Annotated in this window: 9 protein-coding genes; 4 read left to right on the top strand and 5 right to left on the bottom strand. The window is 34.1% G+C overall.

Annotation, left to right across the window (positions count from 1 at the left end; genetic code table 11):
- Window position 1: 1 nt before the first annotated feature.
- The 4 genes from QE431_RS01310 to QE431_RS01325 form a co-directional block, all read right to left on the bottom strand.
- Window positions 2–2,305, bottom strand: coding sequence for a glycoside hydrolase family 65 protein (locus QE431_RS01310; RefSeq protein WP_307291832.1), 2,304 nt, complete (start codon window positions 2,303–2,305; stop codon window positions 2–4).
- 85 nt (window positions 2,306–2,390) lie between these two features.
- Window positions 2,391–3,050 (bottom strand): beta-phosphoglucomutase, encoded by a 660-nt coding sequence (pgmB, locus tag QE431_RS01315; RefSeq protein WP_281867251.1) that lies wholly within the window; start codon window positions 3,048–3,050, stop codon window positions 2,391–2,393.
- The gene (locus QE431_RS01320) at window positions 3,043–4,560 is read right to left on the bottom strand and encodes an MFS transporter (protein WP_307291833.1); all 1,518 of its coding nucleotides are present in this window, start codon (window positions 4,558–4,560) and stop codon (window positions 3,043–3,045) included. The genes pgmB and QE431_RS01320 overlap by 8 nt, the downstream gene beginning before the upstream one ends.
- A 178-nt stretch (window positions 4,561–4,738) precedes the next feature.
- On the bottom strand, window positions 4,739–5,770 hold the full coding sequence (locus tag QE431_RS01325) for a LacI family DNA-binding transcriptional regulator (protein ID WP_057115950.1): 1,032 nt from the start codon (window positions 5,768–5,770) through the stop codon (window positions 4,739–4,741).
- Between the two features lie 236 nt (window positions 5,771–6,006).
- Here QE431_RS01325 and QE431_RS01330 point away from each other — a divergent pair, with 236 nt between their 5' ends.
- From QE431_RS01330 to QE431_RS01345, 4 genes are all read left to right on the top strand, one after another.
- Window positions 6,007–8,982, top strand: coding sequence for a TonB-dependent receptor (locus QE431_RS01330; protein WP_307291836.1), 2,976 nt, complete (start codon window positions 6,007–6,009; stop codon window positions 8,980–8,982).
- Window positions 8,983–9,013: 31 nt separating this feature from the next.
- The gene (locus QE431_RS01335) at window positions 9,014–10,621 is read left to right on the top strand and encodes a RagB/SusD family nutrient uptake outer membrane protein (protein ID WP_134139131.1); all 1,608 of its coding nucleotides are present in this window, start codon (window positions 9,014–9,016) and stop codon (window positions 10,619–10,621) included.
- A 28-nt stretch (window positions 10,622–10,649) separates the two neighbouring features.
- A complete protein-coding gene (locus QE431_RS01340; protein WP_134139132.1) occupies window positions 10,650–11,465 on the top strand; it encodes a SusE domain-containing protein in 816 nt (271 codons plus the stop codon).
- A gap of 82 nt (window positions 11,466–11,547) precedes the next feature.
- Window positions 11,548–14,421, top strand: a complete 2,874-nt coding sequence (locus tag QE431_RS01345; RefSeq protein WP_307291838.1) for an alpha-amylase family glycosyl hydrolase — start codon at window positions 11,548–11,550, stop codon at window positions 14,419–14,421.
- A gap of 105 nt (window positions 14,422–14,526) precedes the next feature.
- Here QE431_RS01345 and QE431_RS01350 read toward each other — a convergent pair whose 3' ends face one another.
- Window positions 14,527–14,751 (bottom strand): DUF6814 family protein, encoded by a 225-nt coding sequence (locus QE431_RS01350; protein WP_057115955.1) that lies wholly within the window; start codon window positions 14,749–14,751, stop codon window positions 14,527–14,529.
- Between the last annotated feature and the right edge of the window lies 1 nt (window position 14,752).

Here is a 14,752-nt window from a genome sequence, read left to right on the forward strand (position 1 = left end):
TTTAATTTATTTGTACAAATTTACTTGCAATTATAGGATTTCCGTTAACCACAATTGTTAAATCTTGATCGCCATCTACAGTAAATGTTGTTTCGTTATGATTTACAGCTACTTTTAAAATTTGATTTCTGAAATTAATTTTAAAAGAATACCCTTTCCATTCTTTTGGAATTTTTGGAGAGAAATGCAATTGATCGTTTTTCACTCTCATGCCGCCAAAACCTTCCACGATGCTCATCCATGTTCCAGCCATCGACGTGATGTGACAGCCTTCTTCGACTTCTTTATTATAATCATCCAAATCCAAACGAGAAGTTCTTAAATAAAACGTATATGCCATATCCATTTTATCTAAAGCTGCAGCCTGAATCGAGTGAACACAAGGGGAAAGCGAACTTTCGTGAACCGTAAATGATTCGTAGAATTCGAAGTTGCGTTTTAATTCTTCTTTAGAGAAATGATCTTCGAAGAAATAGAAACCTTGTAAAACATCGGCTTGTTTAATATATGGTGAACGTAAAACACGATCCCAAGACCATTTTTGGTTAATAGGTCGTTGTGAACGATCTAAATCTTTTACAGGAACTAAATCTTTGTCTAAGAAACCGTCTTGCTGTAAATAAATTCCAAGTTCTTGTGAAATTGGGAAATACATATCATCGGCCACTTTTTTCCATTCCTGAATTTCTTCTGCCGAAAGGCTTACTTTTTCAATAATTCGTTTGTGATCTGCAGGATATTCAGAACCCACTTTTTGAATTTGTTCTGCAGCAAAATCAATACACCATTTTGCAATATAATTGGTGTAGAAATTATTGTTGATGTTGTTTTCGTATTCGTTTGGTCCGGTAACTCCCAAAATCACATATTGATTTTTCTCTTTTGAGAAAGAAGCTCTCTGGTGCCAGAAACGCGCAATCCCGATTAAAACTTCTAAACCTTTTTCTGGAATATAAGAGTAATCTCCGGTATAACGATAATAGTTGTAAATCGCAAAAGCAATCGCACCATTTCTATGGATTTCCTCGTGTGTGATTTCCCATTCGTTGTGGCATTCTTCACCATTCATGGTAACCATTGGGTACAATGCAGCACCGTTTTTGAAACCTAAATTATCCTTAGCATTTTCAATTGCTTTGTCTAGTTGGTTGTAACGGTACGTCAATAAGTTTCTTGCCACCTGCTGATCTTTTGTAGCCATGTAAAACGGAATACAATAAGCTTCAGTGTCCCAATAAGTTGATCCACCGTATTTTTCTCCGGTGAAACCTTTTGGACCAATATTCAATCGAGAATCTTTTCCTGAATAAGTTTGGTTTAATTGAAAGATATTGAAACGAATTCCCTGCTGTGCTTTTACATCGCCTTCAATCGTAATATCTGACATTTCCCAGATTTTTGCCCAAGCCTCAATTTGATTTTGAAGTAAAGCATCGTATCCTGAATTAACAGCAGTTTTTATTATTTTTTCGGCTGCAGCCAAAGTATTTTCGTGGTTCAAAGAAACGGTATAACCTCCGATTTTTTGAATTGCTGAGGTTTGTCCTTTTGCAATAATGGTTCCGTAAGTATATTGAACTTTGTCTGCAGTTGAATCGATTGTAGAAGGCGAAACGTGAATATCTTCATTATTTGCCAAAATCGTATTGTGCATGAAAGTTGTTACTTTAAAATGCGTTTTGAAAGTCTGAGCCGTTACAAAAGCTTCGTTTGTGCCTTTTTTAACTTCAAGCGGTTCCCAGAATTTTTCTTCCCAGTTGGCATCTTCATTTGTTACACCAGCATCAACGTAAGGTTTGTAAACAATTTTTGCATCTTTGTTTAAAGGCGTGATTTCATATTTTATAATTCCCGCTTCATCTAAATCTAATGAAAGAAAACGACGAACATTTACGGCAATTTCAGTTCCGTTTTTTAGAACAGCTTCAAAAGAACGATTGTACCATCCTTCTTTCATATTCAATTCTCTGCGGAAGTTTCTAACTTCAGTACAATTATTTAAATCTAGATTTTCTTCGTTGATTTCAACGTCAATTCCAATCCAGTTTGGAGCGTTTAGTACTTTGGCAAAATATTTCGGGTAACCGTTTTTCCACCAGCCCACTTTTGTTTTATCCGGATAATAAATTCCTGCAATATAACTTCCCTGAAAAGTTTCAGCAGAATATGTTTCTTCAAAATTGGCACGCTGCCCCATAGCACCGTTTCCGATACTAAAAAGACTTTCAGACGATTTTACTCTTTCGGCATCAAATCCTTCTTCTATAATTGACCAATTATCTGGTTTTATATAATCTTGGTTCATTTTTTCTTAATTTGATAATTCGTTAATTAGACAATTAGATAATTCATTTTGTAGAAATTATCTAACTATCAAATTGGCACATTTTCTAATTGATTAATTTTTCTATAAAGCTTGTTTCGATTTGGGTAAAATCTTTAAAAATATAGTCAGCTTCATGTAAAATTGTTTCCTCACCAATTCCCACGCTTACCATTTCGCCTATGTTTGCTGCCTGAATTCCGGCAACAGAATCTTCAAATACAATTGAATCTTTTGGATCAATATTTAACAATTGAGCCGCTTTTAAGAAAACTTCCGGATCTGGTTTTGCATTGGTAACATCGTTACCGTCAACAATAACATCGAAATACGAAAGAATTCCAGTTTTTTCAAGAATTGGTCGGGCATTTTTACTCGCAGAACCCAATGCAATTCCTTGGTTTTTATCTTTTAATAGTTTTAGAATTTTAGCAACTCCTGGAAGAATCTCGCTTTCGTCCATGTCAACTAAATAAGATAAATAATCTTCGTTTTTTTGAATTAACCATTTGTCTTTGTCTTCCTGAGAAGCCTGAACATTACCTAATCCAAGTATAATGTCTAACGAACGAACGCGGCTCACGCCTTTTAAAAGTTCGTTGTCTTCATGTGTAAAATTTATATTTAATGATTGGGCAATTTTCTGCCATGCTAAAAAATGGTATTTAGCGGTATCAACGATCACTCCGTCAAGATCGAATATGAAGGCTTTTTTATTATTATTCATGAATTTCAATTTTAGTTCTGCTATTTACTCTAAGTGTAAGTAATCCGGCAAAAATCATAGATACACCTCCAATTATTAAGGCGTAAATAGGTTCGTTATGAAAGAATTGTTTGATTACAAATCCTAATATGGTAGCGGCTACAATTTGCGGTATTACTACAAAAAAGTTAAAAACTCCCATGTAATAACCCATTTTTGCTGCTGGTAAAGCACCAGATAACATTGCATAAGGCATTGATAAAATACTTGCCCATGCAATTCCAACTCCTAACATGGGTAGGATCAGCATTTGCTTATCACCAATAAAATAAATTGAAATTAAACCAACACCTCCTGCGCATAATGCCAATAAATGTGTTGCTCTAACGCCTACTTTTTTTGCAATGATTGGTAATAAGAAAGCTACTGCAGCAGCAATACCGTTATAAACTGTAAATAAAACAGAAACCCAGTCAGCAGCATCGTTGTAAACTTTTGAAGTCGTGTCTGTCGTACCAAAAATGTGTTGTGTAACAGCTTGTGTTGTGTAAATCCACATAGAGAAAAGCGCAAACCAAGAGAAAAATTGTACCCAGGCTAATTTTTGCATTGTTTTTGGCATATTCAGTAAATCGGTCATGATTATGGTAAAGCCATTTTGAACTTTTTTAGTTCGTAATTGTGATGCAATTACAAATAAAACCCCCATAAAAATTAGTCCGATAAATAAAATATACAATTCTTTTGCCAGGCTGTTTTCAAAAATTAGAAATGAAATTAATCCGCCAATACCGGCAAATAATAATCCTAGTAGTAATTGTTTTTTGGTAGTAACACCTAATTCTGCTTCTGGATTAGAAAGATTTTGAGAATCTTTTTTACTATTAGCTTCAAATGCATGAAGTTCTTCAGGCGTGTATTCAGTTGTTTTAAAAACAGTCCATAGAACAGAAAGCAGAAAAACAATTCCGCCAATGTAGAAAGACCATTTTACAGCATCTGGGATAATTCCTTTAGGGGCAACATTGCTGACATCAAAAACATTTGTAAAAAGATAGGGTAAAACAGAACCTACAACAGCACCTGTTCCAATAAAAAAACTCTGCATTACAAAACCTAATGCACGTTGATGGTCTGGTAAATTATCGCCGACAAAAGCGCGAAAAGGTTCCATTGAAACATTTATCGAAGCATCCATTATCCATAAAGTTCCCGCTGCGATCCATAAAGTAGGAGAGTTGGGCATAATGAATAATGCGATTGAAGACAAAATGGCTCCAATTAAAAAATAGGGGCGGCGTCTTCCTAAACGAGTCCAGGTTCTATCACTGAAATAACCAATAACGGGCTGAATAATTAAACCTGAAACAGGCGCAGCAATCCACAAAATTGGGATTTCATCTATTTTAGCACCAAGGGTTTCAAAAATTCTAGAAGTATTTGCGTTTTGCAGTGCAAAACCAAACTGTATTCCCAAGAAACCGAAACTCATGTTCCAAATTTCCCAGAAACTTAATTTACGCTTTTCCATTATCGTAATTTGTGAAAAATTATACGATAAGCGCTTTGCTTATCAAAACTTACTGTTTTTTTCGAAGTAAAAGTAAAAGCCTTGACGGGCGTAAAAGTATTAATTATTTTTTAATTTACGCTAATAAAAAAGCCATAAATATTTTTTATGGCTTTAGAATATGTTGATTTTAAGAAAATTAGTCAGTAGATTCTCTTTTTATTAAATGTGTTTCTATAACTTCTGTTGTATAGTTTTCGTTTTCTTCTTCGTCATCATCATGTTCAGCTTCAAGTCTTTCAATAAGCATTTTTGCGGCTTTATTTCCCATTTTTTCCCCACTCTGACTTACGGTTGTAATGCTTGGAGTGGAATATTTGGAGATAATTCCGTCAGTAAAAGCAATTACAGCTAAATCTTCCGGAACTTTTAATCCCATTTTTGATGCAGTTTTGATAATCGTTACTGCAAAAAGTTCATTTACAGCAAAAACAGCATCAAAAGCTCTATCGTGCAAAAGCTGGCTAATCGTAATTTCGCAAGTATCTACATCTTCAATTTTTATAATTAGATCTTCGTTAAAAGGAATTCCATTATCTAAAAGTGCTTTTTCGTAACCATCAGTTCTTAGTTTTCCGACACTTACATAGTCAACAGTTGTTACTAAGGCTATTTTTTTTCGTCCGTTATCAATTAAACTCTGAACAGCTTCATAAGCCGCCGCTTTATCATCAATAATTACTTTATCGCATAAAATATCATTAGTAACGCGGTCGAACATTACAACCGGCATTCCTTGGTTAATGACTTCTGTAATGTGATGAAAATCACCTTTATATTGTGTTTCTTTAGAAAGAGACATGATGAAACCGTCGATACTTCCGTTGGCTAACATTTCCATATTTAAAACCTCCTTATCAAAAGAATCATCAGATAAACAAATAACAACACTATAACCATTTTCGTTCGCAACCTGCTCAATTCCATTAATCACAGTAGAGAAAAAGTAGTGTACAATTTCGGGTATAATGATGCCAATACTTTTGGTTTTTCGGTTCTTCAAACTAAGAGCAATATTGTTGGGTTTATAGTTGTAAAACTTTGCAAAAGCCTGCACTTTTAAGCGCGTTTCTTCACCAATTTCAAGACTGTTTCTAAGTGATTTTGAGACAGTTGAAATGGATACGTCAAGTTCCTTTGCAATCTGTTTTAGGGTTATTTTGCGTTTCATGGCGTAAAGTGAAAAAAATCTAATTAATAATAAAGGTATCTGAAAATTTTATAATTGACAATTTTTGACTGAAAAGATTACAAAATATAGAAAGTTTTCAACACTACCACGTTTTCGTAACTCAATAAAAGTTGTCTCTAGTTGAGCATGTTAATAAATTCATAATTTTGAAATTCGAAGTAAAATTAAAAACTTAACTAACAGTCAAAAACTCAAAACTAATTTAAACAAAAAGTATGAAAACAATTTACAAAAAGTTGTTATTTTTATTCCTTCTGCTTCCGTTTACTGTGTTAGCTCAAAGCACATTAACAGGAACAGTAACTGATCTTGCCACGGGTCAGCCAATACCAGGAGTAAATGTGAATGTACAAGGTGCCGCAGGAGGTACTTCTACAGATTTTGATGGTAAATTTCAATTACCGAATCTAAAAAATGGGGACAAAATTATAGTTTCATTTATTGGATACAAAACATCGACTATTGTGTTTAATGGTCAAAAAAACTTAGCTGTATCTCTAGAAGAAGATACAAATCAACTTAAAGAAGTTGTAGTACAGGTAGGTTACGGAACTGTTAAGAAAAAAGATGCAACAGGTTCTGTTTCTCAAATTGCTGCAAAAGATTTTAATAAAGGAATTAACGTAACTCCTGAAAGCTTAATTAGCGGTCGTATTTCGGGTGTAAATGTCACAGGAGGAGGGGCGCCAGGTGCAAAAGCAGATATTAGAATTCGTGGAGGATCTTCTTTAAATGCATCAAATGAACCATTAATCGTTTTAGATGGACTTCCGTTAAGCAATGCAGTTCCAAGTGGAGCAACAAGTATTTTATCTACAATTGATCCAAATGATATTGAATCATTTACAGTGTTGAAAGATGCTTCTGCTGCTGCAATTTACGGTTCTCGTGCTGCAAATGGTGTAATTGTTATTACTACCAAAAAAGGATCAAAAGGAGCTGTTAAAGTAAATTTCAGTTCTCAAGTTGGTATTAATACAGTAGCGAATACTGTTGATGTAATGAGTGCAGATCAATTCCGCGAATTAGTAAATACAAAAGGAACTCCTGCTCAACAAGCTTTATTAGGAAATGCTAATACAAATTGGCAAAATGAAATTTTTCATACAGCACTTACAACAAACAACAATATCTCTGTAAGCGGGTCTTTATTTAATAAATTGCCTGTACGTTTATCTGTTGGAAATGTTGATAATCCTGGAATCCTAAGAAACACTTCTTTTGAAAGAACTACGACATCGATATCGTTAAATCCAGTTTTATTTGATAATCATTTAAAAATTGATATTAGCGGAAACTTATCTTTCGGGAAAAATCAATTTCAAGACGAAGGAGCTGTTATTGGAAGTGCAATCGGATTTGATCCAACGCAGCCAGTATACCAAGCTGGATCTCGTTATGGAGGTTATTTCGAATGGTTAGAGCCAACTGGAAACTTACCATTATTACCAGCAAGAAACCCTGTTGCTAGATTAAATCAAGATGATAGAAGAGCAACTTCTACAAGAAAATGGGGAAATGTTAGATTAGACTACAAATTCCATTTCTTCGAAGATTTAAGAGCTGTTGTTGAAGCAGGTATCGATAGATTTGATAGCAGCGGATATACAGAAGTAAGTACTCAAAGTGCTTTAGGATATCAGCCAAAACCTTTTAATGGTCCAGATTATGTGAATCTAGGAAACTACAGCAGTTATACTGATGCACTTCAAAATAAAAACTTAAATGCTTATTTTAATTATACTAAAGATTTAGGGAAATTTAAAATTGATGCAACTGCGGGTTATAACTATCAGTTGTTTCAAAAAGAAAAATACCAATCAGGAGAAACTAGACAGCCAAATCCAAATGAGGATGTAATTACTGATCCAGATATCAATCTTCAGTCTTATTTCGGTCGTTTGAATTTAGGTTATGACAGTAGATATTTGCTAACTCTTAACTACAGAAGAGACGGAACATCTCGTTTTTCAGAAGCTAATAGATGGGGTAATTTTGGAGGAGCTGCTTTTGCTTGGAATTTATCTGAGGAAGCTTTCTTAAAAGATAATGCTACTGTTTCTACTTTAAAATTAAGAGTTGGTTACGGTACAACTGGTCAACAAGATATATCTGCACAGTATGATTATTTAAGAAGAGTAACTCTTGGAACAATCAACTCTCAGTATATTTTTGGTAACACAATTTATGCAACTGCAAGACCAGAAGGATATAATGAAAATATTAAATGGGAAGAATTAGCTGAGACTAATATTGGTATTGATTACGGATTCTTCAACGACAGAATTACTGGATCGATAAATTATTTCAATAAAAAATCAACAGATTTATTAGCTGAAATTGCAGTTCCAGATGGAGCAAACATTAGAAATCAAGGTTTCTTTAATATTGGAAGCGTTGATACAAAAGGTATCGAGTTCAGTATTGCTTCTGACATTATTAAAACAGATAATTTGACTTGGAATGTAGCTTTCAATACTACTTATATTCATCAAGAAATTGCTAACTTAGGAATTACAGTTCCAGGTTTCCAAGGTTACTTAACTGGAGATAATATCGCTGGCGGTAATGGAAACAAAATTCAAATAAATTCTGTTGGATATGCTCCAAACTCATTCTTTGTTTACGAACAATTATACGATGCAAATAAACGACCAATTGCTGGTGCGTATGTAGATAGAAATGGAGATGGGAAAATTGATACTGGAGATCGTTATAGATTTCATAAAACAGCACCAGATTATACTTTCGGATTGTTTTCTACTTTAAACTACAAAAAGTTTGATTTTACAATGAACTGGAGAGCGAGTTTAGGGAACCGTATTTTTGATAACGTAAGTTCTAACTTAGGATATTCTGATGCTGGTTTAAGAAGACAAACAGATTTATCGAATGTAAGTTCAGATTACTATAACACTGGTTTTACATTTGAAGATAATGGTACACAACGTTATTTATCAGACTATTTTATAAAAGACGCTTCTTTTATTAAACTTGATAATGTTACGCTTGGATATACTTTTGATAAAACAATTATAAAAGCAGCTTCATTAAGATTCACTGCTGGTGTGCAGAATGTTTTTATCCTTACAAAGTATAATGGTTTAGATCCTGAGAAATTCAATGGAATTGATAATAATGTTTATCCGAGAGCAAGAACATTCTTGTTTGGTGTGAATGCAAGCTTCTAATAGGAAAATCATAATTTAAAAAATTAATAAAATGAAAATATCATTTAAATATATATCTTATTTTTTCCTACTTATGTTAGGATTAAGTATGACGCTTACCTCATGTACTGACGACTTAAATGTTACGCCAGGAGATGATGATGAATTTTTATCAGAGACATTTTTTCAAGATCCAGCATCATACAAACAAGTATTAGCAAAATTATATGCTGGATTATATGTAGGAGGTAATGATGGAGATGGTTCTGCAGATATTGCTGGACTTGGTGGAGATTTTAGTAGTTACTTAAGGTTACTTTTTGTAACTCAGGAATTTACGACAGATGAGGCAATTATTGCTTGGGCAGATGGAACGTTACCAACATTAAACTCTCAAACATGGTCTCCGTCTAACGAGTTTTTAGAAGGAACTTTTTCAAGAGCTTTCTATCATATTAGTGTAGCAAATGAGTTTTTAAGACAAACTACTGATGAGAAATTAACAGCTAGAGGTGTTGACGCTGGGTTAAAAGCTGAAATCGCTACTTTTAGAGCAGAAGCTCGTTTTTTAAGAGCGTTCTCTTATTACAACTTAATGGATTTATTCGGAAATGTGCCAATCACTACAGAAAATGATCCTGTTGGATTCTTTTATCCAGTACAAAAAACGAGAGCAGAAGTTTTTGCATTTGTTGAGTCAGAGTTGAAAGATTTAGATAGCAGTTTAGCAGCTTCTAAAACAAATGAATACGGAAGAGTTGATAAAACTGCAGCTAAATTTTTATTGGCTCAAATTTATTTAAATGCTAAAGTATACACAGGAACTGCTAGAAATGATGAAGCTGCTACATTATGCAACGAAATCATTACTAGTTCTGGTTACACATTTGCAAATATTCCTTACGGATATTTGTTTTCTGCAGATAACAACACAAATGGTGCTCAAAACGAAGTTATTTTCCCAATTGTAGGTGATGGTAATGCAATTAGAGCTACTGGAGGTGGAATGAGTTTTATCATGCACGCTTCAATTGGAGGTAGTATGGATGCTGCTTCTAGAGGTATGGATGGAGGATGGCAAGGTATCAGAACTCGTAGAGAGTTTGTGAACCTTTTCCCAGACGAAACTGCAACTGGAGATAAAAGAGGAACATTCTACACGAATGGACAATCAAAAGACATTAAAAATGTTGGAACTTTTACAGATGGTTATGCTGTAACGAAGTATATCAACAAAAAAGCTGATGGATCTGCAGCACAAAGAAATGATATTCCAGATATTGATTTTCCAATGTTCAGATTGACTGACGCTTATTTAATGTATGCTGAAGCAACTTTAAGAGGAGCTACAACAGGAAATGCTGCGACTGCTTTAGTATATATCAATCAAATTAGAAGTAGAGCTGGGGCTCAAGCTATAACAGCACCTCAATTAACTCTTGATTTTATTTTAGATGAAAGAGGAAGAGAGTTGTTCTGGGAATGTCACAGAAGAACAGACTTAATTCGTTTTGGAAAATTTACTGGAGGTTCTAAAATCTGGCAATGGAAAGGTGGTTCTATTAATGGAAGTGCAACTGATTCATACAGAGATTTAATGCCTATTCCTGCAAGAAACATTCAGGCAAATCCAACATTAAAACAAAATCCAGGATACTAAATTAACCTTATAACTAAAAATAAACAAAATGAAAAATCTATATAAAGTATTAATCGCATTCGTTGGTGTATTAGCAGTTTCTTGTAACGCAGACGACGTAGAAAACAGACCAGTAATTGAAGCATCAACAGCTCCAGTTTTATTAACACCAAAATCTGATTTTAGTATTGTTCTTTCTAAAGACACAGAAAATCAAGTGGCTACAACAGTAGTTTGGAATGATGCACAATATAACGGGTCTCAAACGGTTGTAAATTATACCATTGAAGTTGCAAAAGCAGGAACAAGTTTTGCTACTCCTGTAGTAGTTTCTAATACGACTGAAAGGTTTAAAACACTTACAGTTTCGGAGTTAAATTCAGCATTAGTAAATGGAGGATTTGTTGAGAAAGAAGAAAACAAAATTGATATTCGTATTAAATCTGTTGTAGGTGCTTCAGGTATTCCACAATATTCAAATTTTTACACTATTACAGCTACTCCATACCACGTGCCATTAGCTAGTTCTCACTGGTTAGTTGGAGCTGCAACTCCAGGAGGATGGACATGGGCAGGTGATGCTGAAACAGAATTCCCATTAGTAGTAGGTACAACAAATGTTTACAAAGTAACTATCGTTCTTAAAAGCGGAGAAGCTTTTAGAGAATTCTTAGGAAACAACTTTACAAGTGATGGAAACTGGGATGCAAGTCATAACTATACTTACTATTCAGGTTTAGGTTATACTATTGATGATGAATTAGTAAATGCAGGAGATGGTGACAGTAACTTTAAATATACTGGACCAACTGGATCAAGAGTTTTAACTATTGACAATGGTGCGAAAAAAATAACATTAGACTAGTTTTTAATGTGATTCACAAAAAGGGCTATCTCGAGATAGCCCTTTTTTAATCAAACTATCTAACCGGCAAACCAATATAATTATGAAAAGAATTCTACTATTATTTTTTTTATTGCTGACTGCATTTTCATTTGCACAGATACAGACAGCAACTTACTCTATAACTCCTTCAACTTTTGAAGATACTACACCTATTACGATTACAATTAACGGGAGCAGTATTAATGAATCTACTTGGGCAGTTACAGGAAATGCGCTTTACCTTTGGTCATGGTCGTATGATGTGAACGATACCAACCAAATGGATTCTCCGTCTAACGGATCTTGGACATCTTCGAATGAAGCAGCTAAATTTACGTATAATGCAGGAACCGATACTTATACCAAAACATTTACCCCATCTGTATATTTTAATAGAAACGGAATCGGAAGAATTGGTTTTTTAATTAAAGCAAAAGATGGAAGCGGCACGAAACAGTCTCAAGATATTGTTGTCGAGGTTGGCTCTTTTCAAGTTTCTCTGTCTTCACCAATAGAAAATAGTACTACAATTATTAATTCGGGATCTAACTTTACTATTACCGCAACAAACACAAACGGGAATGCAAGTTATACTTTGAAATCAAACGGAGTAACGATCAATACCAATACAAGTACATCGAGTTATTCTTATTCGCACACCAATATTACAAGTAATCAAAGCTACGAATTGATTGCTGTTCAAGGGACTACTACAATTTCAAAGAAATTCTCAGTAGTTGTCAATCCAAATACTGTTTCGCAAGCTATGCCTGCTGGGTTAGTAGACGGAATCAATTATAATGTTTTTGATGCAACAAAAGCCACTTTAGTTTTAGATGCACCATTGAAGGACTTTGTTTACGTCGCTGGAAGTTTCAACAATTGGCAGCCAACATCAGCTTATGCAATGAAAAAAGATCCAAGTTCAGGTAAATTTTGGCTTGAATTAACTGGATTAGTTTCTGGTGTAAATAATACCTATCAATATTGGGTTGTAGATGCAACGCCGCTTGCAAATTCGCCAGCAATGGTTAAAACGGCAGACCCTTATTCTACTTTGGTTTTGTCACCTTATGATGATCCATCAATTCCTGTGGCAAAATACCCAAATATGCCAGTTTATCCTGCGGGACAAAATTTTGAGGTTACAGTTTTAAAAACGGGTCAGACTCCTTATAATTGGCAGGTTACTAATTTTGTAAAACCAGAAAAAGAAAAATTAGTGGTTTATGAAGTTTTAGTGCGTGATTTTGATGCGAACAGAAGTTATCAGAGTTTAATAGATCGAATAGATTATTTTAAAAATCTAAAAGTTAATGCTATTGAATTAATGCCGGTAATGGAATTTGAAGGCAACGAAAGCTGGGGTTATAATACTTCATTTCACATGGCTTTAGATAAATTCTATGGAACATCAGACAAATTAAAAGAGTTTATCGATTTATGCCATCAAAACGGAATTGCTGTAATTTTAGATGTGGCGCTAAACCACGCTTTTGGAAGAAATCCGATGGTAAGAATGTGGATGAATGACCCAGACGGGGATGGTTTTGGTTCGCCAACTGCCGAAAATCCATATTTTAATACTGTTGCAAAGCATAGCTATAGTGTGGGAGAAGATTTTAATCATCAATCTCTTAAAACCCAAAATTATGTCAATCGTGTTATTAAACAATGGATTGAAGAATACAAAATTGACGGTTTCCGCTGGGACTTAACTAAAGGATTTACCCAAGCTTGTACGGCAGCAGATGAAAGTTGTACAAACGCTTATCAACAGGATAGAGTAGATATTCTAAAAAAATATGCAGATTATTCATGGAGTTTAGATCCAACACATTATACCATTTTTGAACATTTAGGAAGTGATATTGAAGAAAGAGAATGGGCAAATTATAAAATTACTGAAACGCCAAGCAAAGGAGTTATGATGTGGGGAAAAATGACTAATCCTTATAATCAATTGTCAATGGGTTACGCTTCAGATAGTAATATTTCAAGAATGACTAGCGCGAGCCGTGGTTTTAATTCGAATCGTTTAATGGGTTATGCTGAAAGTCATGATGAAGAACGTCTAATGTATAAAAATGTACAATATGGAGCTGTTAATGGAACTTATAACGTAAAAACATTAAATACAGCATTGTCAAGAATGTCTGCGATTGGAGCAGTTTCATTATTAGTTCCAGGGCCAAAAATGATTTGGCATTTTGGAGAATTAGGAATGGATGATTCTATTTTCAGCTGCAATAACGGAACCGTAAATGATGATTCAGGAGCAATTCCCGGTGATTGTAAATTAGATACAAAACCACAGCCTCAATGGACAGAAAATTGGATCGGAGATTCTAATCGTAATAAAATTTATAACGATTGGGCTAAAATGATTACGCTTAAAACCGTAGAACCTGTTTTTTTAGGTACTCCCACAATGACAAATGCGAACTCTTTGTTGATTAATATCAAAATTGAAAATTCAGCTTTGACTGCAGCGCAATTAAAAAATGTTTTGATTTTGGCCAATTTCGATACCACGGCACAAAATGTTGCAACAGGTTTTCCGTATCCGGGAACTTGGTATAATTTAATGGATAATACAACTATTAATGTAACCGATGTAAATGCGCCAATCAATCTGCCTCCAGGAGACTATCGAATTTATGGTAACAAAACAGCAAACTTAGCGATTGATGATTTTGAAAAAGGAAATATGGTGAGTCTATATCCTAATCCAGTTTCAGATTATTTCACTTTAAATAGTGCTTTTAAAAAAGTTCAGGTTTATTCCGTTTCAGGACAATTAGTTAAAAGCTTTACTTCAAATAATAATGCTGATTTTCAATTTAGCGTAAGCGAATTACAAACAGGATTATATCTCGTAAAAGCTTCTGATGAAAATCATAAAACTAAAGTAATGAAGTTTATTAAAAAATAAACGTTGAAAATATATTTTACAGATTAAAACTTTGGTTAGGTTAGTGAGGAAAAAGGGCTGTTCTACATAATGTAGACAGCCCTTTTCTATTTTTGATGTGTATGTTTATTTCTTCTTATTATATTCTCCGATCAGAGAATAATAACCAAATGTACCCAAGCCCATGACAATCAGCGGTGTCAATATAAATAAGATAATTACACCAAATACTAAATCGTCTTGCTGGTCTGAAAGCAGTTTAGGTAAACCAAATTCAAAAACACAGAAATAAGCTGCTGCAGCTGCTAAAGCAATCCATAAAGCCCCTAAAACTTGTTTAATCGCATTCATT

The sequence above is a fragment of the Flavobacterium sp. SORGH_AS_0622 genome (genome assembly GCF_030818825.1).
Taxonomy (GTDB): domain Bacteria; phylum Bacteroidota; class Bacteroidia; order Flavobacteriales; family Flavobacteriaceae; genus Flavobacterium.